The organism is Demequina activiva, assembly GCF_016862815.1.
GTDB lineage: Bacteria > Actinomycetota > Actinomycetes > Actinomycetales > Demequinaceae > Demequina > Demequina activiva.
The window spans coordinates 794,558-817,003 of the sequence record NZ_BONR01000001.1 but is presented as its reverse complement, the minus strand read 5'-3'; the positions used below and the strand labels follow the sequence as shown (position 1 = coordinate 817,003).

21 protein-coding genes are annotated in these 22,446 nt (G+C 71.5%); 17 read left to right on the top strand and 4 right to left on the bottom strand.

The window, feature by feature from the left end; all coding sequences use genetic code 11:
- The first annotated feature begins 121 nt into the window (after positions 1-121).
- From Dac01nite_RS03980 to Dac01nite_RS03970, 3 genes are read left to right on the top strand one after another with little or no spacing between them, the layout of a single operon-like run.
- A complete protein-coding gene (locus Dac01nite_RS03980) occupies positions 122-670 on the top strand; it encodes an RNA polymerase sigma factor (protein ID WP_239066488.1) in 549 nt (182 codons plus the stop codon).
- Entirely contained in the window at positions 667-2,457 is a 1,791-nt protein-coding gene (locus Dac01nite_RS03975) for a hypothetical protein (protein ID WP_203653518.1), read from the top strand. Before Dac01nite_RS03980 ends, Dac01nite_RS03975 begins: the two co-directional genes overlap by 4 nt.
- Before the next feature lie 9 nt (positions 2,458-2,466).
- On the top strand, positions 2,467-3,147 hold the full coding sequence (locus Dac01nite_RS03970; RefSeq protein ID WP_203653517.1) for an MOSC domain-containing protein: 681 nt from the start codon (positions 2,467-2,469) through the stop codon (positions 3,145-3,147).
- Positions 3,148-3,333: 186 nt separating this feature from the next.
- Here Dac01nite_RS03970 and purB read toward each other — a convergent pair whose 3' ends face one another.
- Positions 3,334-4,767 carry an adenylosuccinate lyase gene (purB, locus tag Dac01nite_RS03965; RefSeq protein WP_203653515.1) on the bottom strand — a complete coding sequence of 478 codons (1,434 nt, stop codon included), beginning with the start codon at positions 4,765-4,767 and terminating at the stop codon, positions 3,334-3,336.
- Positions 4,768-4,859: 92 nt separating this feature from the next.
- Between purB and Dac01nite_RS03960 the strand changes: the two genes are divergently transcribed.
- Both Dac01nite_RS03960 and Dac01nite_RS03955 read left to right on the top strand, forming a co-directional pair.
- Complete coding sequence (locus tag Dac01nite_RS03960; protein ID WP_203653514.1) at positions 4,860-5,123, top strand: hypothetical protein; 264 nt, start codon at positions 4,860-4,862, stop codon at positions 5,121-5,123.
- Complete coding sequence (locus Dac01nite_RS03955) at positions 5,120-6,649, top strand: PGAP1-like alpha/beta domain-containing protein (RefSeq protein ID WP_203653513.1); 1,530 nt, start codon at positions 5,120-5,122, stop codon at positions 6,647-6,649. Before Dac01nite_RS03960 ends, Dac01nite_RS03955 begins: the two co-directional genes overlap by 4 nt.
- Here Dac01nite_RS03955 and Dac01nite_RS03950 read toward each other — a convergent pair.
- Positions 6,615-7,001 (bottom strand): phage holin family protein, encoded by a 387-nt coding sequence (locus Dac01nite_RS03950; protein WP_203653512.1) that lies wholly within the window; start codon positions 6,999-7,001, stop codon positions 6,615-6,617. The genes Dac01nite_RS03955 and Dac01nite_RS03950 overlap by 35 nt on opposite strands.
- A 35-nt stretch (positions 7,002-7,036) precedes the next feature.
- Between Dac01nite_RS03950 and Dac01nite_RS03945 the strand changes: the two genes are divergently transcribed.
- From Dac01nite_RS03945 to Dac01nite_RS03910, 8 genes are all read left to right on the top strand, one after another.
- On the top strand, positions 7,037-8,107 hold the full coding sequence (locus Dac01nite_RS03945; RefSeq protein WP_203653511.1) for a histidinol-phosphate transaminase: 1,071 nt from the start codon (positions 7,037-7,039) through the stop codon (positions 8,105-8,107).
- A gap of 111 nt (positions 8,108-8,218) precedes the next feature.
- Entirely contained in the window at positions 8,219-9,076 is an 858-nt protein-coding gene (locus Dac01nite_RS03940) for an ABC transporter permease (protein WP_203653510.1), read from the top strand.
- Complete coding sequence (locus Dac01nite_RS03935; protein ID WP_239066486.1) at positions 9,069-9,821, top strand: ABC transporter ATP-binding protein; 753 nt, start codon at positions 9,069-9,071, stop codon at positions 9,819-9,821. The genes Dac01nite_RS03940 and Dac01nite_RS03935 overlap by 8 nt, the downstream gene beginning before the upstream one ends.
- A gap of 91 nt (positions 9,822-9,912) precedes the next feature.
- Entirely contained in the window at positions 9,913-11,043 is a 1,131-nt protein-coding gene (locus Dac01nite_RS03930) for a thiamine pyrophosphate-dependent dehydrogenase E1 component subunit alpha (protein ID WP_203653509.1), read from the top strand.
- On the top strand, positions 11,040-12,056 hold the full coding sequence (locus Dac01nite_RS03925) for an alpha-ketoacid dehydrogenase subunit beta (RefSeq protein WP_203653508.1): 1,017 nt from the start codon (positions 11,040-11,042) through the stop codon (positions 12,054-12,056). The genes Dac01nite_RS03930 and Dac01nite_RS03925 overlap by 4 nt, the downstream gene beginning before the upstream one ends.
- A 10-nt stretch (positions 12,057-12,066) precedes the next feature.
- A complete protein-coding gene (locus Dac01nite_RS03920; RefSeq protein WP_203653506.1) occupies positions 12,067-13,482 on the top strand; it encodes a dihydrolipoamide acetyltransferase family protein in 1,416 nt (471 codons plus the stop codon).
- The gene (locus Dac01nite_RS03915) at positions 13,479-14,732 is read left to right on the top strand and encodes an MFS transporter (RefSeq protein ID WP_203653504.1); all 1,254 of its coding nucleotides are present in this window, start codon (positions 13,479-13,481) and stop codon (positions 14,730-14,732) included. The genes Dac01nite_RS03920 and Dac01nite_RS03915 overlap by 4 nt, the downstream gene beginning before the upstream one ends.
- Positions 14,733-14,788: 56 nt before the next feature.
- On the top strand, positions 14,789-15,295 hold the full coding sequence (locus tag Dac01nite_RS03910; protein ID WP_203653503.1) for a DUF4190 domain-containing protein: 507 nt from the start codon (positions 14,789-14,791) through the stop codon (positions 15,293-15,295).
- On the opposite strand, the gene Dac01nite_RS03905 is transcribed toward Dac01nite_RS03910, so the two are convergent.
- Positions 15,279-16,397: a winged helix DNA-binding domain-containing protein gene (locus Dac01nite_RS03905; RefSeq protein ID WP_203653502.1), complete on the bottom strand. Its 1,119-nt coding sequence runs from the start codon at positions 16,395-16,397 to the stop codon at positions 15,279-15,281. The two genes, Dac01nite_RS03910 and Dac01nite_RS03905, sit on opposite strands and share 17 nt — an antisense overlap.
- A 106-nt stretch (positions 16,398-16,503) precedes the next feature.
- On the opposite strand from Dac01nite_RS03905, the gene Dac01nite_RS03900 reads away from it, so the two are divergent.
- A complete protein-coding gene (locus Dac01nite_RS03900) occupies positions 16,504-17,529 on the top strand; it encodes a DUF2332 domain-containing protein (RefSeq protein WP_203653501.1) in 1,026 nt (341 codons plus the stop codon).
- A 16-nt stretch (positions 17,530-17,545) separates the two neighbouring features.
- On the opposite strand, the gene pgm is transcribed toward Dac01nite_RS03900, so the two are convergent.
- A complete protein-coding gene (gene pgm, locus Dac01nite_RS03895; protein ID WP_203653500.1) occupies positions 17,546-19,225 on the bottom strand; it encodes a phosphoglucomutase (alpha-D-glucose-1,6-bisphosphate-dependent) in 1,680 nt (559 codons plus the stop codon).
- Positions 19,226-19,343: 118 nt separating this feature from the next.
- On the opposite strand from pgm, the gene Dac01nite_RS03890 reads away from it, so the two are divergent.
- The 3 genes from Dac01nite_RS03890 to Dac01nite_RS03880 all read left to right on the top strand — a co-directional run bounded on the left by Dac01nite_RS03890 (position 19,344) and on the right by Dac01nite_RS03880 (position 22,385).
- Complete coding sequence (locus Dac01nite_RS03890) at positions 19,344-20,363, top strand: glycosyltransferase family 2 protein (protein WP_203653499.1); 1,020 nt, start codon at positions 19,344-19,346, stop codon at positions 20,361-20,363.
- Entirely contained in the window at positions 20,360-21,310 is a 951-nt protein-coding gene (gene pheA / locus Dac01nite_RS03885; protein ID WP_203653498.1) for a prephenate dehydratase, read from the top strand. Before Dac01nite_RS03890 ends, pheA begins: the two co-directional genes overlap by 4 nt.
- A gap of 157 nt (positions 21,311-21,467) precedes the next feature.
- Entirely contained in the window at positions 21,468-22,385 is a 918-nt protein-coding gene (locus tag Dac01nite_RS03880; protein ID WP_203653496.1) for a DUF559 domain-containing protein, read from the top strand.
- The last annotated feature ends 61 nt before the right edge of the window (positions 22,386-22,446 follow it).

The window sequence follows — 22,446 nt, the reverse complement described above, 5'->3', positions numbered from 1 at the left end:
ACTCTAACGAGGCAGCCGCGGCGTGCGTGCCCGGCGTCTTCGCCGCGGCGCCCCAACGGTTTCCAGGCCGGGCCGCGTTGTGTGGGCGAGAATGCGGGAAGCCCAGCGGAGGGAGCAGCACGTGGCGCGATGGGAGCCGGTCCTGGACCAGGTGATGCGCGAGCGTGCCGCCGGACTGCTGGCCTATGCGCGACTGCTCACCGGAGGCGACGACGCCGAGGCGCAGGACGTGCTCCAAGACGCGCTGGTGCGCAGCTTCTCTCGCGGCCGCGCGTTCGACGACGTGAACCGCGCCGAGGCATACGTGCGCCGCGCGATCCCCACGGTCTTCATCGACCGTCTCCGCAAGCGAGCGTCCCGGCAGCGTGCGCACGATCGTGTGGTCGAGGTGCCGCCCCACGAGACGGACCGTGCGGCAGTGCTCGACGTGCGTGACGCGCTCGCCCGGCTCGGCCCGCGCGAGCGAGCGTGCATCGTCCTCAGGTTCTACGAGGACCTCACGGTGCCGGCCATCGCGGCGCGGCTCGGCATCGCCGAGGGAACCGTGAAGCGCTACCTCTCCGACGCATCGGCCCGGCTGGCGGCGGACCTCGACGCCGTCGCCGACTGGCGCGACAGCTCTGACTCGGTGCCCGTGCAGGCGCCCGCTCTGAAAGGAGCACGACCATGACCGATGACCTGCGAGACCTGCTGGCGCGGGCCGGCCGCGACGAGGCGAGCGCGGCTCGACGCGAGGACTTCCACGGCGCGTTCGGGGACGCCGTGCGTGGCCGGGTGCGGCGGCGCAGGGCCGTGCGCGCAGCCGGCGTAGGCTCCGTGGCCGCGGTGTCGGTGGGAGCGATCGCTTTTGGCGCAGTGCGCCTGCCGGGAATGACCGATGCGGGACCCCTGTCCTCCGGCGACTGCCCACCGGGGACGGTCGCGTCGTCCGCGAGCGCCGGTGCGACCGGCGCGCCCGCACTGGAGTGGTCGGTCGCTCCACCCGTGAGCGTGGAGTTCGACGGCAAGACCTACACGGTGTCGTCGACGTCCGGCGCCTCGGCGGAGCTGTTCGTCGAGGACGGACGGCTCAGCGTGAGCGATCTCGGCGGCGAGTCCGAGTTGCGTGAGCAGGACGGCACCTACACGATCGAGCTGTCCGATGGGATGCTGGTGCGCGCGGAGCTCGACACTGACTCCGGCGAGTTGATCGCCTGGGCGGATGGCGAGGACGCTCCCTCCGCGGTGATCGAGGTCGACGCTGCGGCGCCCGACGTGGTCTGCGTGACGCCAGAGCCGAGCCCTCCGTCCGAGGCGGCCGTGAACGCCTGCGTCGACGGACGCTGGCACATCGATGCGGAGGTGCTGCGCCCTGACCTCGTGTACGGCGTCACCAACACCGAGGACCCGGACTCGCAGGCCAGCAGCACGCCGGGAGTGGCGATCCAGCCGATGCTGCTGGACCAGCGCGTCATCACCGTGGTGCTGGATGCGGGGACCGGCGAGCCGCTGGCGATGCTGGAGGCGGCCGAGCCCGAGCAGGAGCTGCTGGTGAGGCTGTCGGAGGGCGACGCGCTCCGCGTGGCGAAGAACGGCGACGGAACCTTCGCCTTCCAGCTCCTCGACGGTCGGTGGATGACGGTGACCGACGACGACGGCCCGTGGAACGGGCAGGACGTCGTGGCGCTGTCCGGGCAGATGCCGCGCGCGGTGTCCGCATCGGCCGCACCTGACGATGGTCTGGCCTGGACGGACCTCGCGCGCGAGCTCGCCGACGACTTCGATCTCGAGTGGCCCGAATCGCCGTGGGTGTGCGACGCGGCTGGAAGCGTCGACGACGGCACCGACGGTGCGACCACCTCTCCCAGCCCGGCGCCCTCGCCGAGCCCGGGCATCGACCCGGCCGCCGCATCGTCCCCCTACCAGTGCGGGTACGTGTTCGAGACGGCTGAGCGACGCACGAGCGAGTGGGCAGTCACCAACGCGCAGTGGCGTGACGGCGACGCGGTGTGGACCATGCTCGAGGATTGGTACGGAGGTTCGCTGCGTTCGTTCCTCGTCGAGCCGTCCGGGCCCGCCGCCACCTTCGACGCGGATGGCACGTTCTTCGATGCGCGTGGAGCGATGCCTGGCAACGGAGGGCTCGGCAGCGACTCCGGTGACGGCATCTTCCACGACGTCTGGCAGTACGACGGGATGGGCTCCCAATCGCTGACCTTCGTGGCGGCGCTCGACGGCCGGGTGATCGCGGTCGCGGATCCGACTCCACAGCCGTCCGGGATGCTCGTCGACAAGAACGAGGCCGATGCTCCTACCTCAGCGGTCCTGTTGGATGCGTCCGCCCTGGTGCCGTGCCCGTCGGTCTCCCCTGATCAGGTTGCTGAGGCCGACATCGTGGCCGTCACCGCCGCGGCAGCGCGAGACGACGAGGGCGCCATCGAGGTTCAGTACGCGTGGGAGACCATGGGTCGGCCGTAACCTGGGGGCATGGCCCACGTCGTGTCCATCCGCCGCTACCCCGTGAAGTCGATGGGGGGCGAGTCCCTCGAGACCGTCGAGGTCGACGCCCGCGGCCTGGTGGGCGACCGGGAGTTCGCCGTACGTGACCTCGACTCGAAGCTCGCCGCAGGCAAGAACGGCAAACGTCATGCGCGCCGCGACGGGGTGTTCGAGTTCCGCGCCCACACCGAGGACCGCGGAGTGGTCGTGACGGGGCCGGGGTTTCGGCATGGACTCGTAGGCGAGCCGGAGCTGGACGCGTGGCTGTCCGATGCGCTGGTCGCGGACGTCGCCATCGCTCCGGAGACGGACGTGAAGCACTTCGACGACAAGCCCGTCTCGCTCATCGGGACCGCGACCCTGGACTGGTGCGCCCGCGAGCTGGGTGTCGACGCGGACGCCCGCCGCCTGCGCGCGAACCTCGTGGTCGAGACCACCGAGCCGTTCGAGGAGGAGCAGTGGGACGGCGAGGTGCGCATCGGCTCCGCGGTGTTCGAGACCGCCGGCCGCGTCGAGCGATGCCGCACGATCGATCTTGCCCAGGACGGCGTCGACAGCGAGACCAGGTGGCTCAAGGCGCTGGGCGAGACGCGCGACCTGCGCGTCGCGATCTACCTGGACGTGATCACGCCGGGCTTCGTGTCAGTGGGAGACGGCGTCAGTCTCTGAACGCGAGAGAGCCGTCAGTGCATCGCGGTGCGTTCCGACCCGAAACGTACCTTCGTGCACTGCTGGAACGTACGGCCGATGCGCGGGTGGCGATGAGCGCCCGGTGGCGGCGCCCACGGTGGAGAGTTCTTCCTCATCACCGGCCTTAGGCGATGAAAATGGTGCCAAATTCTGGGGAGGGGCGTGTCAGGCGAGGTAGCGGTCCACCAAGGCCTCGGCCAGGCCCACGTAGGTGCCCGGCGTCAGGGCGGAGAGCCGCGACTTCACGTCCTCCGGCAGCTCCAGCCCGCCCACGAACTCCTGGATGGCCCCGGCGTCGATGGTCTGCCCTCGCGTGAGGTCCTTGAGCCGCTCGTAAGGGTTCTCCATGCCAGGCACCCCGGCGACGGCCGCCGCGCGCATCGCGGACTGGATGGGCTCCGCGAGCACCTCCCACGACGCGTCCAGGTCCGCGGCCAGCGCCGCCTCGTTCACGGACAGCGCACCCAGGCCGCGGCGGACGTTGTCGATCGCGAGCAGCGAGTGACCGAACGCCACACCGATGTTGCGCTGGGAGGTCGAGTCCGTGAGGTCGCGCTGCAGCCGCGAGGTCACCAGCGTCGAGCCGAGAGTGTCGAACAGCGCCGCGGAGATCTCGAGGTTGGCCTCCGCGTTCTCGAAGCGGATGGGGTTGATCTTGTGCGGCATCGCGCTCGAGCCGATCGCGCCGGCCACGGCCGCCTGCGCGAAGTAGCCGAGCGAGATGTACGTCCACACGTCGGTGGCGAGGTTGTGCAGGATGCGACCGAAGCGGGCCACGTCCGCGTACAGCTCGGCCTGCCAGTCGTGGCTCTCGATCTGCGTCGTGAGCGGGTTCCACGTGAGGCCCAGCCCCTCCACGAAGCTCTGCGACACCGCCACCCAGTCCGTGTCCGGGACCGCGGCGGTGTGGGCACCGAACGTTCCCGTGGCTCCGTTGATCTTGCCCAGGTACTCCTGGCTCTCGACGCGACGCAGCTGGCGGCGCAGGCGGTGCGCCAGCACGGCGAGCTCCTTGCCCAGGGTCGTGGGCGTCGCGGTCTGACCGTGGGTGCGGGAGAGCATCGCGACCCCGGCCGTCGCGTGGGCGAGCTCGGCGATCTGCCCCGCCAGCGCATCGGCCGCCGGCAGCCATACCTGCTCCACGGCGCCCTTCACCATGAGGGCGTAGGACAGGTTGTTGATGTCCTCCGAGGTGCACGCGAAGTGCACCAGCTCCGCCAGCGGCGACAGGCTGGTGCCCTCGATGCGGCGCTTGATGTAGTACTCGATCGCCTTGACGTCGTGGACGGTGACCTTCTCGATCTCCGCGTGCTCCCGAATCCCCTCCGCGCCGAACTCGGCGGGGATGGCGCGCAGCAGTGCGGTCTCGTCCTCGGTGAGCGCGCGGGCGCCCGGCACCGCGGCGCGCTCGCACAGGTGGATGAACCACTCGACCTCGACGTGCAGGCGCGCGCGGTTGAGCGCCGGCTCGGACAGGTGGTCCACGAGCGGCGCGGCTGCGGCGCGGTAGCGGCCGTCCAGCGGGCCCAGCGCGATGGCGGGCTCGAGGGCGGCGAAGGACACGAGGGCGGCGGGGTTCCAGGCGGTCACGGCGACCATTGTTCCACGGCGCCCCGGCCGTCCGTCCGTGAGTTTTCCACAGATCGCGGCGGGCCGATGCGGTGGTGGTCCGGGTTTCCTAGCGTCGAGCCATGACCGACGTGCCCGTCCTGACGCCACCCGTGCTCTACCTGCCGCCACACCCGCTTGCGCAGGCCGCGGACTGCGTCGAGGACGTCCGGCGCCTGCTCGCCCAGGCCGAGCGAGTCGAGTGGACGTCCACGGCCGCACGCGGGTACCGGGCGGAGATCGACGCCCTCGCCGCGTCGGTGGGAGCGCTCGCGGCCGCCGTCGAGCATGCGCGCGACCGCCTGGCCAGTGCGCGCATCGCCGCGCACGGGAGCGGGCAGCTGTGAGCGATCCGGCGCCCCCTCCCATCAGCGTGCACGGTGGCGCAGGCGGCGAGCGTGCGGTCACGGAGGACCTGGAGCGAGCCGCGGCGGTGCTGGCCAGCGCCGCCCAGGAGCTTCGCGAGGCGGCCAAGGCCCTGCGCATCGCGCAGTGGAACGCGGAGGATGCCTACTCGCGGTCGCTGCCGGAGGTCGCTCCCTACGTGTTCGACGCGAGGGACGCCGCCCAGGACGCCTCCCACGGACCGCACGGGGCCCTCGCCCTCGAGCGAGAGCTCGACGACGTGAGCGCACGGCTGAGCCAGGTCGCGCACGGGTTCCTGGCGGCCGAGCAGGCGGCGAACCACCACGTGAGCGTGCTCGAACGGACGAGGCGCGCAGTGCGGGACCTGGCGCTGACGGTCGCGTTCCCCTCACGGGTGGTCGCGGGCGCGGCGTGGAGCGTGACGCCTCTCGGCACGGCGATGCGCATCACCGGCGACGACCCGGTGGGCGAGGCCCTGATGCCGGACGGGCCCCCGCCCACCACCGGCTACCTCAATGGCGACACCGCAGGCGCGGCGATCGCCGCCCACGACATCCCGCGCGGCCCGCTCCCCAGCCAGTACGAGGCGGCCGTGGGGGCCGCGACGGCGGCGGCGGACGCGCTCGAACGGCTGGCCGGCGAGCCAGCGCTGGTGGGAGTGCACGTCCGCCCCGGCAGCGGCGCGGAGCGGGCGAGCCCACTCGGACTCGAGGACCTCGTGGACGGTGTGGCGGCCGTCCCCTACGGCGAGCACGGCGCCGTCGCCATCGACACCCTCACGCACGCGGACGGCACGCGTTCGCACATCGTGTCGATCCCCGGCACGGCGGACCACACGCTGTGGGATGCATCGCCCTTCGACTGGCTCAGCAACGGTCAGGCGGTGGTGGGCAGGACGTCCGACACTGCGCGCCTGGTCGCGCTCGCGCTCGAGCGCCACGGAATCCGCGCGACCGAGCCCGTGATGCTCGTGGGGCACAGCCAGGGCGGGATCGTGGCCGCGACCATCGCGGCGTCCGAGGCCGCGGACAGGCTGGCGATCACCCACGTCGTCACCGCGGGCTCGCCCATCGACCGCAACGCGCCCATCGACGGCGTCGAGTACATCCACCTGTCGAGCCTGCAGGAGACCGTTCATCAGCTGGATGGCGTGCGCACTCCCGACGCCGCCAACGTCATCTCCGTGGTCGCGGACCTCGAGCAGTCAGGCGACCCGGCCGTGGCGGCGGCTGGCGCCAGTGTCCTGGGCGCCCATGCGCTCGGCTCCTACGCCGCGATCGGCCGGGCCGCGGACGCCTCGCTGCGGCCCTCGCTGACGGCGTGGCGCTCCGGCGCATCGGCGTTCCTGGGGTCAGGCGAGATGGCCCGCACCGAGTACGCGCCTGCGGTCACCCCATCGCGGGCGACCGAGCCGTCCCCTGGTCCGAACGCGCCGCCGTCGCCACCGCGCGACCCACGGCCGGTGCCGGGAATCAGTCCCGGCGGGATCCCAGAACTGCGCCCATGATCGCGGAGGCGATCGAGATCACCAGCGCCGCCAGCAGCGTCTGCCAGAACCCGCCCACGGTGAGGTTGACGAAGTCGACCTGCTCCGAGATCCAGGCGGTGAGCCACAGGATGAACCAGTTGATCACCAGGGCGAACAGGCCCAGCGTGAGGATGGTGATGGGCAGTGCGAGCAGACTGACGATGGGCTTGACGATCATGTTCAGCAGCACGATCACGGCGCCGATGGCCAGGAACACCAGCACGCGCTGCCACCACTCGGCCTCGCCTCCCGTGACCGCGAGGTCCAACGGGAGCAGGGTGGCGATCCAGAGGGCCACGGCCATGGCGACGGTGTTGAGGAGGAACTTCATGCCCGGGAGTCTCCCACACCTGCCATCCTTGAGGCATGGATCGACCCCAGCCGCGGCCCGCCATCGCCGCCATGCCCCGCTACGTCCCCGGCGCACGAGGCAGCGCCGAGCGCCTCCCTCCCATCAAGCTGTCCTCGAACGAGAACCCCTACCCGCCGCTGCCCTCGGTCGCGCAGGCGATCGGAGCGCAGGGGCAGCTCGCCCATCTCTATCCCGACATGTTCGCGGTGGAGCTGCACGAGCGCATCGGCGCGTTCCTGGGTCTTCCCGCCGCCTCCGTCGCCGTGGGCGGTGGATCGGTCGCGGCGCTGCAGCACGTGCTCCAGGCGTACGCCGGGCCGGGCGACGAGGTCATCTTCGCGTGGCGCAGCTTCGAGGCATATCCCATCCTCACCCAGATCACAGGGGCGACGCCCGTCCAGGTGCCGCTTGGCCAGGACGGGCGCCACGACCTCGATGCGATGGCCGGTGCGATCACCGACGCCACCCGCGTGATCGTGCTGTGCTCGCCCAACAACCCCACCGGTCCCGCGCTGCGCTCGGCGGAGGTGGAGGCGTTCCTGGCCCGCGTGCCCTCGCGGGTGCTCGTGGGGCTCGACGAGGCGTATGTCGAGTTCGTGCGCGATCCGGACGTGGTCGACGGACGGGCGGCGCTGGACCGCCACCGCAACCTGCTGATCGCCCGGACCTTCTCGAAGGCGTACGGCCTGGCCGGACTGCGCGTCGGCTACGTCGCGGGCGATCCGGAACTCATCGCTCCCGTGCGCTCGTGCGTCACCCCGTTCTCCGTCTCAGCGCCCGCTCAGGCCGCCGCGATCGCGTCCCTCGACGCGCAGGACGAGCTCCTCGAGCGGGTGGAGCTCGTCGTCGCCGAGCGGGAGCGTGTGGTGCCCGCGCTCGCGGAGCTCGGCTGGGACGTACCGGAGCCGCAGGGCAACTTCGTGTGGCTCGCAGCGGGTGAGCGGACGGCGCAGATCGCCGGCGCGCTCGCGGACCTCGAGCCTGCGGTGCTGGTGCGGCCCTTCGCGGGCGAAGGCATGCGCGTGAGCATCGGCACCCCGGAGCAGAACGACGCGCTGCTCGCCGCGCTGGGGAGCATTCGCTGACGCACGAGCGTTGAGAACGCTGCATCCAGACCGCGCCAGCGGCGCTGATAAGTTTGGTCGCGCCGGTGTCCTGTCCGCAGCCTCCGCCGCAGACCTGTCCCGAGGAGAAGAGTGACGCCCACCGATCTTGAGGCGCTCGCGAGCGACAACGGCCTGGAGCGCGTAGGCGCTCGGCCCCCGTTGCGCGCGTACATCGTGCAGACGTGGCGCCGCCGCGACTTCGCGAGCACTCTCGCGCGCTACCGGCTGCAGGCCGCCATGAGCGAGAACCGGCTGGGAATGGGCTGGGTGGTGCTGCGGCCCATCCTCAACGCGATCCTGTTCGGCACGATCTTCGGCGTCATCATGCCCAGCGACACGCGGCCCGACAACTTCGTCGCCTTCCTCGTGGTGGGCGTGTTCATCTTCGAGTACTTCACCAAGACCATGTCCGGCGGCGCGAACTCGATCGTCGGGTCCAAGTCTCTGGTGCGCAGCCTGAGCTTCCCGCGCATCCTGCTGCCCATCGCGATCGTGATCCGGCAGTTCGTCGAGCTCATCCCCATGCTGCTCGTCATGATGGTCATCCTGCTCGTGGTGGGTGAGCCCATCCAGTGGTCATGGCTCATGCTCGTGCCCGTCATGATGCTCATGACGCTGTTCAACCTGGGCATCGCGCTCATCACGGCGCGGCTCACGGTGCACGTGCGTGACCTGTCGCAGATCATCCCGCTGGTGTCGCGCGTGGTGTTCTACACCAGCGGCATCTTCTTCGACCTTGAGCGCGTGCTCGCGGACCGGCAGGAGCTGCTCACGCTCGCGCGACTGAATCCGGTGCACGACTTCATCGCGCTGGTGCGCGGCTACATGGTCACGGGCAACCCGATCGAGCCGTTCATGTGGTGGATCGCCATCGGAGCGGCGGTGGTGACGTCCTCGTTCGGCCTCGTGTTCTTCTGGAAGGGCGAGGAGAGGTACGGCCGTGACTGAGGGCTCCGCGACGCGCACCGGCCATCCGACGGTGGTGGTGGACGATCTCCACATCAAGTACAAGACCTTCGCCTCCGGCAAGGCCGCGAGCGGCACGCGCGCGCTGCTGCAGCGCCAGCGCGGCATCCGGGTGGTGCACGCGGTCAAGGGCATGACCTTCGTCGCCCACGAGGGCGAGAGCATCGGCGTCATCGGCCACAACGGCTCCGGCAAGTCGAGCCTGATGAGGGCGATCGCGGGTCTGCAGAGCCCCGCATCGGGCAGCGTGTTCGCCTCGAGCCAGCCGGCGCTGCTGGGCGTCAACGCTGCGCTGCTGGGCGACCTGTCCGGCTCCAAGAACGTGATCCTGGGCTCGCTCGCGCTGGGCAACTCCCGGGCGCAGGCGGACGCGGTGTACCAGGACATCGTGGACTTCTCCGGTCTCGAGGAGTTCATCGACCTGCCCATGAAGACCTACTCGTCCGGCATGGCGGCACGTCTGCGCTTCTCGATCGCGGTGTCCCGTGACCACCAGATCCTGCTGGTGGACGAGGCGCTCGCCGTGGGCGACAAGGAGTTCCGGGCCAAGAGCGAGGCGCGCATCCGCGAGCTGCGCGAGCAGGCGGGCACGGTCTTCCTGGTGAGCCACTCGATGCGCTCGATCCTCGACACCTGCTCGCGAGTGCTGTGGATCGATCACGGCAACCTCAAGATGGACGGGGACCCGCAGGAGGTCGTCGACGCGTACCAGGCGTCGAAGAACTGATGCGCTTGCAACCTACGGTTGCGTAGCCTACGCTTGCGTAAGTTAGCGAAGGCGGACGCTTGAGCGTCCCCGAGAACATCCTGGAGGCCCCGTGGACGCGACTGGTCCGCTCTCCTCCGACGGCCTGGTCCAACTGCTCGACCACCAGGGGAACGCCGTCGGCGATGACGTCTACAGCCCCTATGCCGCGCACCTGACCCCCGATGACCTGCGGGCGTTCTGGCGCGACATGACCGTGCTGCGCAGCTGGGACCTTGAGGCCACCAGCCTGCAGCGGCAGGGCGAGCTGGGCCTGTGGGTCCAGTCGCTGGGCCAGGAGGCCGCGCAGATCGGGTCCGGCCACGCGCTGCGGGAGCCGGACTTCGTGTTCCCCAGCTACCGCGAGCACGGCGTGGCGATGACTCGCGACGTCGACCTCGTCGAGATCCTGCGCATCTTCCGCGGGCTCCAGCACGGCGCCTGGAACCCTCAGGACCACGGCTTCCACCTGTACTCGCTGGTGATCGGCACCCACGCACTCCACGCGACGGGCTACGCGATGGCGATGGACCGCGACGGGCTGGTCGCCAGCGGTCACCCGGAGCGCGACGGCGCGACCGTCTGCTACTTCGGCGACGGCGCCACCTCGCAGGGAGACGTGAGCGAGGCGATGGTCTTCGCCTCCGTGCACCAGGCGCCCGTGGTCTTCTTCGTGCAGAACAACCAGTTCGCGATCTCCGAGCCGGCGACGCGCCAGTCGCGCGTGCCGATCGCGGACCGCGGCAAGGGCTTCGGCATCCCCAGCGTGCGCGTCGACGGCAATGACGTGATCGCGTGCCACGCCGTCACCCAGTGGGCGTTGCAGCACGCCCGCAGCGGCAACGGGCCGGTCCTGATCGAGGCCTTCACCTACCGGATGGGCGCGCACACCACCTCGGACGACCCCACGCGCTACCGCTCGAAGGCCCAGGAGACGTACTGGGCCGAGCGCGACCCCATCGCCCGCCTCGACGCGCACCTCACCCAGCGCGGCGAGCTCTCCGACGAGTTCCGCGCCCTGGTGACCGCCGAGGCCAAGGCGCTGGGCCAGCGCACGCGTGAGTCCGTGCGCGGGTGGGAGCGCCCGGCCACCACCACGATGTTCGACCACGTCTACGCGCTGCCTCACGCGACCGTGGACGCGGACCGTGCCTGGTTCGAGCGCTACGAGAGGTCGTTCGCGGACGTGGAGGCGGCCGGATGAGCGAGCGGCTGACCATGGCAGGCGCCATCAACGCGGGCCTGCGCGCTGCCATGGAGCGCGACGACAAGGTGCTCCTCATGGGCGAGGACATCGGCGCACTGGGCGGCGTCTTCCGGGTCACCGACGGACTCCACAAGGACTTTGGCGAGGCGCGGGTCATGGACACCCCGCTCGCGGAGTCCGGCATCGTCGGCACGGCCATCGGCATGGCCATGCGCGGCTATCGCTCCGTCATCGAGATCCAGTTCGACGGCTTCATCTTCCCGGCCTACGACCAGATCACCACCCAGCTCGCCAAGATGCACTATCGCTCGCAGGGTCAGATCACGCTGCCCATCGTCATCCGCGTGCCGTTCGCGGGCGGCATCGGCGCGGTCGAGCACCACTCGGAGTCCCCCGAGGCGCTGTTCGCGCACACGGCCGGCCTGCGCATCGTCTCCCCGGCGACGCCGCAGGACGCCTACGACCTGATCCAGCAGTCGATCGCCTGCCCCGACCCGGTGATGTTCTTCGAGCCCAAGGCGCGCTACTGGGTCAAGGGCGACGTCGACACGGAGCGCGTGCGCGCCCAGCTCGACGCCGCGGACGGCGAGGCGGCGGCGACAGCGGAGATGGCATCGGCTCGCGTGGCCCGCGAGGGCTCGGACGTGACCGTGGTCGCCTACGGCCCCACGGTCCGGCTGGCGCTGCAGGCCGCGGAGGTCGCCGCCACGGAGGGCACCGACGTCGAGGTGATCGACCTGCGCTCCCTGTCCCCGATGGACTCCGACACCGTGGTGCGCTCCGCCAAGCGCACCGGCCGGGTGGTCGTGGTGCATGAGGCGCCCACCGCGTTCGGCTCGGGAGCCGAGCTGTCCGCGCGCGTCACGGAGGAGGCCTTCTTCCACCTGCACGCGCCTGTGCTCCGCGTCGGTGGCTTCCACACGCCCTACCCTGGAGCCACGTTCGAGCACGACTATCTGCCGAGCCTCGACCGCGTGCTGGACGCCGTGGACCGAGTCATGAGGCACTGAGGAGCCCGCGATGCCGACCTTCCAGCAGTTTCGGATGCCCGATGCGGGCGAGGGCCTCACCGAGGCGGACATCGTCACCTGGCTCGTGGCACCAGGCGACACGGTCGAGGTGAACCAGCCCATCGTCGAGATCGAGACCGCGAAGTCCCTGGTCGAGCTGCCCTGCCCGTTCGACGGCGTGGTCAAGGAGCTGCTGGCGCGCGAGGGTGACACGGTCGAGGTGGGAGAGCCCATCCTCGAGGTGGACGTGGACCCGGACGGCGAGGCGCCCGCAGAGTCCTCGGCGCCGAGCGGTGCCGACGCCGCCGCTGAGGCCACTGACGCCCCCGTGCAGGCGGCACCGGCGAGCGCCCCGGTGGCGGATGCCGGTCCCCTGTCCGACGCCGGCGGCGACAGCGATGCCGGCGGCGAGTCGGGAGCGGTCCTCGTGGGCTATGGCGTGAAGGCCGGCTCCGCGGAGCGGCGCCCCCGCCGCGAGGAGGCGATCGAGCCCGTGGGCGGCGAGCAGGACCTCGACGAGTACCCGGTGCTCGCGAAGCCCCCCGTCCGCAAGCTCGCCCGCGACCTGGGCGTGGACCTCACCACGGTGACGCCCTCGGGACCCGGCGGCCTCGTCACGCGCGAGGACGTCGAGCAGCACGTCAAGGCGTACTCGGCGCAGACCCTCGCGACCTACCCGAGCGACGATCAGCCCTGGCTCGAGACGGGCACCCCGCAGGGCGATGGGCGCACCACCCGGGTGCCCGTGAAGTCCGTGCGCAAGCGCACCGCAGAGGCGATGGTGCAGTCCGCCTTCACCGCTCCGCACGTCACCGAGTTCCACACCGTGGACGTCACGGAGACCATGAACCTGGTCGCGAAGCTCAAGCAGGACAAGGACTTCGCCGATGTGCGCGTCACCCCGCTGCTGATCGTCGCGAAGGCGCTGCTGCTGGCCGTGCGCCGCCACCCCGAGGTCAATGCGAGCTGGGACGACGCCACGCAGGAGATCGTCTACAAGCACTACGTCAACCTGGGCATCGCCGCCTCGACTCCGCGCGGCCTCGTGGTCCCCAACATCAAGGACGCCCACCGCTTGCCGCTCCACGCGCTCGCGGTCGAGCTCCAGCACCTGACGGCCGAGGCGCGCGCGGGCACCGTCAGCCCCGCGCAGATGAGCGACGGCACCATCACCATCACCAACGTGGGCGCGCTGGGCATCGACACCGGCACGCCGATCCTGAACCCCGGCGAGGCCGCGATCCTCGCGTTCGGCGCGGTACGCCAGATGCCGTGGGTGCACGAGGGCGAGATCCAGCCGCGCTGGGTGACCCAGCTCGCGCTGAGTTTCGACCACCGCCTGGTGGACGGTGAGCTGGGCGCTCGCGTGCTGTACGACGTGGGCCGGGTGATGAACGACCCCGCTCAAGGACTCGTCTGGGCGTGAGCACGCGCGCGCAGGGGCGGGTGAACCGGCCTCGCGTCGCGGTGCTGGCGTCCGCGCAGCTCACTGCCGGCGTGGGCGTCGCGTCTGCGGTGTCGGTGGGAGGACTGCTCGCAGAGCAGGTCAGCGGATCCGCGGCCTACTCGGGGCTGCCCCAGACAGCGAACGTGCTGGGTGCGGCGCTCATCGCGGTCCCCCTGGCCCGGCTCGCCGGTCGCGCAGGCAGGCGCACGGCACTGACCACGGGTCTGGCGCTCGCCGCAGGCGGCGCCGCCGTGGCACTGCTCTCCGCCGCGCTCTCGTCGCTGCCGCTGCTGCTCGCGGGATCGCTGCTGGTGGGCGGCGGCATGGCCGCAGGTCTTCAGGCGCGGTTCGCCGCGACGGACGGCGTGGCCGATGCGCGACGCGGCACCGTGCTGTCGATCGTGGTGTGGGCGTCGTCCATCGGCGCGATCCTAGGCCCCAACCTCATCGAGCCCGGGGCGCGCCTGGGCGCCAGTCTGGGCTTGGTGCCTATCGGCGGGGCGTGGGTGTTCGGACTGATCGCTCTGCTGGTCGCCGCCCTGGTGATCCGCATCGGCCTGCGCGACCCGCGTCCGGCGAGCGCGCCCGCTCGCCGGAGGATCGTCGACACGCTGCGAGCGGTGTGGGCGAATGCGGACGGTCGCCTGGGTCTCATCGCGATGGCGACGGGCCACGCCGTCATGGTGGGCGTGATGGCCATGAGCAGCGTCCACCTCCACGGCCACGGATCCTCGCTGCGCTTCATCGGCATCGTCATCAGTGCGCACGTCGCCGGCATGTACATGCTCGCGCCGGTGTTCGGCTGGCTCGCGGACCGGTGGGGACCCCGCTCGGTGGTCGCTCTGGGCACCACGGTGCTGCTGATCGGCTGCGGCTTCACTGCCGCATCGGGCTGGGCGGATGCGGGTCACGGCTCGCACGCGATCGCTGAGCTGTGGGCCACCGTGGGCCTGGTGCTGATCGGGCTCGGGTGGTCGGCGGTGACCATCGCGGCGGCCACGCTCATCGCGGTGCTGTCGCACCACGGGCGTGCCGCTCCCACCGACGTGCAGGGCGTCGCGGACCTCACCATGGGCCTGGCCGGCGCCAGCGCGGGAGCGCTGTCGGGTCTCGCCCTCGCGGCGCTCGGGTATACGGGCCTGTCGATCGCGGGCGCCGTGCTGCTCGTCCCTCTGGTGGTCGCCCTGCTCGCTCACCGACGACGACTCGCGGCGCCATCGACGCGCTGATCGCCGCTGGTGCGAGCCGCTAGCCTGGCCTGATCAACCGGCGAGGGGAGCCGACCATGACCCAGCCCGACGAGCATCGTCCTGATGAGCAGGGGCCGGACCAGCCGCGCGAGGACGGCGCGATCGTTGCGCCCGACGACTGGTACAGCGGCCCCGCAGGCGCGACCAACCCGGCGTCCACGCCCGTTCCGCTGGACGGTGGGCCGGCGGTGCCGCCACCGCACCCCGGTTCCCGCGGCGAGCAGGCGCTCAGCCTCGAGGGTGTGACGTTCGATCGAGCGACCGAGCACAACCGGCGTGCTGTCGTGGGCATGGTGCTGTCCGGCCTGGCGCTCGCGGGTCTGCTGGCGTGGTTCGTGGGCTTCAGCACGCCGGTGCTGGTGGTGCTCGTGCTCGCGATCAGCGGAATGGTGCTGGGCGTGCGGGGACGCGCGGCCGCGCGCAACGGACTCGCCACGAACAAGCGTCTGGCGCTGGCCGCGATCATCACCGGCGCCGTGGCAGTCGTGGGGATCATCGCGATCTATGGGCTGCTGCTGTACGCGCTCAGCCAGTTCGGGTGACGGCGCCCCAGCGTACGTCGAGGCCGCGTCCCATGAACGTGCCGTAGCGGGCGAACGCCTGCTCGAAGCCGTCGCGCTCGCGAGCGTCCAGCCGCGTGAGCGGGTCGACGTCGATCACACAGGTCGTGGTGCGCATGGTCCGCTTCCAGGTCCCGACCACCCGACCGTCGCGCACGAGCGTCGCCCGGAACACCCCGTTGCCGCCCGGCACCACGGCGTTCATGTGCTGCGGCTCCATCATGAGTGAGCGATCCCCGTAGCCCAGCATGTACTCGTCGAAGCCAGGCGGGATGACGAGGCCGCCCTCGTTCGCGGGCGGAGCGTCGTCAAGGGCCTCCGCCGCCGCGACCATGGGACCGTGATCGGTGTCGACCGCTCTCAAGCGCTGCCCCGCGCCCGCCACGCCCGCGCGGCACTCGCGCACTCCCAGTCCGGTCCAGCGCGCGAGATCCTTCACGGTGACCGGCCCATGACTGCGGACGTAGCGCACGGCGATCTCCGCGAGCGCCTCCTCGCGCTCGAGCGCTACGGGGTCAGGCACCCACTCGTCGAGCAGCACGAACGTCTGCTCCTTGCCGTCCTGCGGACCCATGCACGTCAGCCCCACCTGCGAGGCGTACCAGAGCAGGTGGTAGCCCACCTGGCCAGGCGAGGGCACCCCGGCATCCGCGATCGCCTCGAGGCACTGCGACCTGGTGAGTCGCTTGCCGCCGCGCAGGACACCCTCGAGCGCCGCGTTCGCGGTCGCGACCGTGTCCTCGGTGATCCCCAGGAACTGCCTCCGAGCAGCAGCGCCCGCCAGCGGCTTCCCGGACATCAGGTCGAGCATCCACCGGGCATCGCGCGCAGGAACCAGATGCACCGTGCCTCGCATGGGCCAGGTGCGCAGCGCCTCGCGACGCTCGAGGGCCGCGTCCACGTCCGGCGCCGTGAGGTGCGGCAGGCGGATCCCCAGGGACCACATCCCGCTCGCGAGATCCTGCGCCTGCATGGCGCCCATCCACATGGCGACGTCGCCCACGGAGCGGTGCGCATGGTCGCCGGCCAGCAGCAGTGCCCGCATGCGCAGCGCCTGCACCTCGGAGCCCGGGAGCGCGGTCATGTGCCCACGCTAGCGAGGCGCGGTGACACTCAGCGGAGCCAGGGCGCGCCCCACCGGCCCTGGGCACCGACCACGGCGTCCTGGCACAGTGTGCTCGGGAGGTGCGATGGGCACGATCGACTGGAGCGCGGCCGATCGCGCGGATCTCGACCAGGTCGCCGCAGAGGTGCGTCGCTGGGCGGACGCTGCGAGCGACTCGCCGCTGTACCGCGCGCTCGCGCTCGGCATCGCGCAGGATCCGGAGCTGCTGCGGGTGGTGGCTCGGATCGACAACGTTCCGCCCCTGAACCTGCTGTTCGGCGCCGTGCGCCTCACCACGAGTCCGGCCGATGCGTTGGCCGCGTGGTACCCGCACCTCACCTCACCCGCGCGCGAGGCGGGCGCCGACGCCGTGGCGGCGTTCCGGGACCACGTTCTCGCACGCGAGGACGCGCTGCTCGCGATCGCGCAGTCGCACCGCACTCAGACCAATGAGGTGGGTCGCGCCGCCGTGCTGCTGCCGTGGCTGCCCCGAGACCGCGGAGCCGTGCACGCGATCGACCTGGGCGCATCGGCCGGCCTCAACCTGCTGCTGGACCGCTTCGCCTACCGGTACCGCGGTGCGGAGGGCGACACGCGCATCGGCGGCGGGGTGCTCGAGCTCGAGTGCGACGATCGGGGCGGCTTCGACCTGCCTGCGCGGGTGCCGGAGCTGGCGACGCGGACCGGCATCGACCTGTCGCCGGTGGACGCCACGGACCCGGCCGCAGCAGCGTGGCTCGAGGCCCTGGTGTGGCCCGAGCACCTGGACCGGCTCGCTCGACTGCGTGCCGCCATCGCGCTGCGCCGCTCCACGGAGGTGCGGATGGTCGCGGGCGACGCGGCCACGGCGCTCACGGAGGTGGTCGCGACCCTCCCGCCTGGTCCGGTGGTGGTGTGGCACACCATCGCCCTGTACCAAGCCGATGCCGCGGTGAGGGCGGACATCGACGCGGCGGTGGACGAGGCGACTCGGCACCGGGACGTCACGCGGGTGGGTCTCGAGCCCGTCGCCGAGCACCCGGCCGCCGCCGTGCGCGTGGGACCGTCCTTCGACCGCGGCGAGACGGTCGCGATCGCGCATCCGCACGGACGCTGGATCGACCGGGCCTGACGGACCGTACGGGCGCTCAGCCCTCGAGCGCCTCCGCGACCACGGTCCGAGCGGCGTCCTGCACTTCGCCCAGGTGCGCCTCGGACACGAAGCTCTCCGCGTAGATCTTGTACACGTCCTCGGTGCCGGACGGGCGCGCGGCGAACCAGGCATCGGCCGTGGTGACCTTGAGACCGCCGATGGCCGCCCCGTTGCCGGGCGCCTCCGTGAGCTTCGCCGTGATCTCCTGGCCGGCGAGCTCCGTCGCACTCACCTGAGACGGCGACAGCTGCGCGAGGGTGTCCTTCTGTGCCTTGGTCGCGGCGGCGTCGACGCGGGCGTACCAGCTCTCGCCCAGCTCATCGGTGAGGTCGCGGTGCAGCTGCGAGGGCGTGCGTCCGGTGGCGCCCATGATCTCCGACGCCAGCAGGCACAGCAGGATGCCGTCCTTGTCCGTGGTCCACACCCGGCCGTCGCGTCGCAGGAAGGATGCCCCAGCGGACTCCTCACCGCCAAAGCCCACCTCGCCGCTCAGCAGCCCCGGCACGAACCACTTGAAGCCCACGGGCACCTCCTCGACGCGGCGGCCCAGCTTCGCTCCCACCCGGTCGATGAGGGACGAGGACACGAGGGTCTTGCCGATGCGCGCATCGGGCCGCCAGTCCGGCCGCGCCCCGCCGTACAGGTACGAGATCGCAGTCGCGAGGAAGTGGTTGGGGTTCATCAGCCCGCCATCGCGGGTGACGATGCCGTGCCGATCGGAGTCCGCGTCGTTGCCCGTCGCGATGTCGTACGGCGCGTCCGCGCCCTCCATGAGGCCGCGCAAGCTCGCCATCGCGGAGGGGCTCGAGCAGTCCATGCGGATCTTGCCGTCCCAGTCGAGCGTCATGAAGCGCCACGTGGGGTCCACCTCGGGGTTCACGACGGTCAGGTCCAGGCGGTGCTCCTCGCCGATGGCGCCCCAGTAGTCGACCGCGGCGCCGCCCAGCGGGTCCGCGCCGATGCGCACGCCGCCTGAGCGGATCGCGTCCAGATCGATCACGGTCGGAAGGTGGCGCAGGTAGAGATGGAGGTAGTCGAAGCGCTCGGTGCTGTCCGCCGCGAGGGCGTCCTTCAGCTGCTTGCGCGGCACCTGTCGCCACGCGCCGCCCGTGAGGATCTCGTTGGCGCGGTTCGCGATCCAGCGGGTGGCGTCCGAGTCCGCGGGGCCGCCGTGCGGGGGGTTGTACTTGAAGCCGCCATCGCGGGGAGGATTGTGCGACGGCGTGACCACGATGCCGTCGGCGAGGCCCGATCCGGACGTGCGCAGCCCGGTGGGGTCCACGGCGCCGTTCTCCACGAGGATGGCGAGCGAGACGGCGGGCGTGGGCGTGTAGCCGTCGCGAGCGTCGATGCACACCCGCACCCCTGCGGCGGCCAGCACCTCGAGCGCCGTGTCCTGCGCCGGGCCCGACAGCGCGTGGGTGTCCTTGCCCAGGAAGAGCGGCCCGTCGGTGCCTTGAGCGCGGCGATACTCCACGATCGCCGCGGTGGTGGCGACGATGTGCGCCTCGTTGAAGGCGGTGTCGAACGCGCTGCCCCGGTGTCCGGACGTGCCGAAGACCACCTTCTGCTCCGGATTCGCAGGGTCCGGCACCTGATCGAAGTAGGCCCCCAACAGGGCGTCCACGTCGATGAGGTCCTGGGGTTGGGCGGGTGTTCCGGCGCGCTCATGCATGCGCCCCACTCTTGCACCTTCCCGCCCGCGCCGTCCATCGGTACGGGTCATTCACGGGAACGTCACGCGAGCGTCAAAGTTTGACAAAACCCCCCGGGTCCCCGGCTAGGCTGGGCACGTGGCAGCCAAGCGCCGGACTCCCCCGTCCTCTGCGCCTGCGGATCAGGAGGCACCGCAGGACGGCTCGGCGCGCCCTCGCGGCGCCGGCGCCACGGGCACGCCCGCCAAGAAGCCCGCCGCCGCATCGGCCCGGCGTACCGCTCCCGCGCGCAAGGCTGCCGGAGATGGATCCGCCCCCGCGCGCAGACGGGGCGGCGTCAAGCGGGCCGCGGATCTGCATGCCGCGGCCGCCCTGATCGTGGCGCACAACCAAGCCCGTCGCATCGCCGCGACCGTGCGCGCCGCCCGATCGATCCCGGGCATCGACCTGGTGCTCGTGGTCGACGACGCCTCCGGCGACAACACCCAGGAGCTCGCGCGCAAGGCCGGTGCCGTCGTGGTGCGGCACTCGCACCATCGTGGGCGCACGGCGTCGATCGAGACCGGAAGCTCGGTGATCGCGATGCGCGACGAGCCGGGCCGGACGCCCCGTGCCGTGCTGCTGCTGCCCGGCGGACTGGGGCACCACGCGGTGGGCGCCGCTCCGCTCGTGCCCGCGGTCGTGGAGCATGTCGCGGATCTCGCGATCGCCGTGACGGAAGGTCAGGCCCGCACCCTCAGCACCTCCGGCAAGGCCGCCAGGCGAGCCATCGAGCAGGCCTCGGGCTGGACGCCCACGGACCCGCTGGGCCCCATCCGCTGCCTCACCCGCGAGGCGCTCGAGGCGGCCATGCCGCTCGCCCGCGGCGCCGGGCTCGAGGTGGGCATGACGATCGACGTCCTGCATGCCGGGATGCGCGCCACCGAGGTCGAGTGCGAGATCCGCCACCGTGCGCCCGGCACCTCCCCCCGCGCGGCCGCCGCGCGCGCAGCCCAGTACCGTGACGTCATGATGGCCGTGAGCACCCGACGCGTGAAGAGCGGGATCAGCGGCGCACGCGAGGCCGTGGCGCGCCGCACTCGCCAGGGCCGCGAAGGCGATGCCCTGGACGCCGACGCGACCGTGGCCAAGCAGACCGCCACCGAGGAGGACCAGTGAGCACGAGGCCCCGCTACGCGTTCCTGGGACCTGCTGGCACCTTCACCGAGGCGGCCCTGCGCCGCATGGTGTCCCCCGAGGACGCCGAGTACGTGCCCGTGGTGGACGTGCCGGCGGCCCTGGGCGCGGTGCGTGCCGGCGAGGTCGACTTCGCTGTGGTCGCGATCGAGAACACGGTCGAGGGCGGCGTCACCGCGACCCTGGACACGCTGGCTGAGGGCGCACCGCTGGTGATCCTCGCGGAGACCGTCCTGCCCGTCGAGTTCGAGCTGGTCGCGCGGGAGGGGATCGCGCACGGCGACATCACGCGGGTCACCGCGCACTCGCACGCCTGGGCCCAGGTGCGTCGATGGGCGCACGTGACCATTCCGCAGGCGGTGTTCGTGCCCGCCTCCTCGAACGCCGCGGGCGCGCGAGCGATCGCCGCCGGCGAGGCCGTCGAGGGCATCGACGTCGACGCAGCACTCGCTCCACCAGGCACCGCCGCCGGCCTGGGGCTGCACCTGATCGAGGAGCACGTCGCGGACAACGAGCACGCTGCGACGCGGTTCGTGAAGGTGGGGCGTCCCGCGGCCGTGCCCGAGCCCACGGGCCGCGACAAGACCACGCTCACCGTCCACCTGCCCACGGACCGCTCCGGCGCGCTGCTGGAGATGCTCGAGCAGTTCGCGGCGCGCGGCGTGAATCTGTCACGCATCGAGTCGCGTCCCCGCTGGGACCGGCCAGGCGAGTACTCGTTCTCGATCGACGCCCTGGGGCACGTGGCGGAGCAGCGCATGGCGGAGGCCCTCATGGGCCTGCGTCGCACCTGCCCGCTGGTGGTGTTCCTGGGCTCGTACCCGGCGGCGGCGGATGAGCCCACGCCAGTGGTGCCGGGGACCTCGGACGCGGACTTCGCGGACGCCCGGGCGTGGGTCGAGCAGCTGAGGAACGGCGACCACGCCTGACCCCTCCACCCGACTTCCCGGAATTTGGCACCATTTTCATCGCCCAGACGGAACGATGAGGAAAGAGTCTCCACAGCGGCCGCTCACCCTGAACGATGTCCACAGGTGACGCGCCGGCTCGAGCGCGCTCCTCGTCCCCACTCTTACTGTCCGTGTCATGACTCGACGCCGCAGCGCCCCGTCCGTCGCCTCGATGGCAGCGGCGATGGCCGCATACCCACGCCCGTGGTCTCGCGGCGAGCTCGAGGAGCGCTGGAGCAGGCGAACCTTGTCCGACGCGCAGCGATACGGGCTGGTAGTGCGCATCGCGCCTGGGCAGTGGGCGCACCGCGAGCATCAGACGAGCGTCGCGTGCCAGATCGAGGCTGTCGTGAGGTGGATGGAGCCGCATGGCGCGATCTCGGGCGCGGCAGCGCTGTGGCTGCATGGATGGGCCGCGGCGCGGTTCGACGCAGTCGACGTGGTGCTGCCCACGGCGGTACGACGTTCCGCGCCACGATGCGCGACAGTTCTGCGTACCGATCGACCGTTCGAGATTGCGGTGGTCGACGGAGTGCGGGTGCTGTCGCCCGAGGACGCCGCGATCCTCGTATGGCGCCGAGCGGCCCCCGACCAGCGCATCGGCCGTCTCCTCGACATCATGAGAGACGGACCGGTTGACGCCGAGGCCTTGCGGCGCCGCCTGCCCGAGCACGGGCGGATTCCCGCGCGCGCACAGCTCGCCGAGGTCGTCGATCTGGCTAGGGCCGGAGTGCAGAGCATGCTCGAGCACGTCGCGGCGACGCAGGTGTTCGTGGGTCCGGAGTGGCAGGGCTGGGAGCGCCAGGGGGAGGTGATCGCGGTGGGTGTCGCGCTGCACCCCGACATGCTGCACCGTGACGCGAAGGTCGCGGTCGAGCTCGACTCCCGCCGATATCACTCCGACGACCAGGCGCGGCGCAAGGACCTCGAGCGAGACGCGCTTCTCGTGGCGGCCGGCTACTCCGTGATTCGTCTCACGTGGGAGGACGTGACGCGTCGACCCGAGTGGTGCCGGGCCCGTGCGCGAGAGGCTCTTGCGGTGAGGCAGCGCTGACGTTCGTCGCGCGCCGCTGGAAGGTTCTTCCTCATTGCGCCTATTGGGCGATGAAAATGGT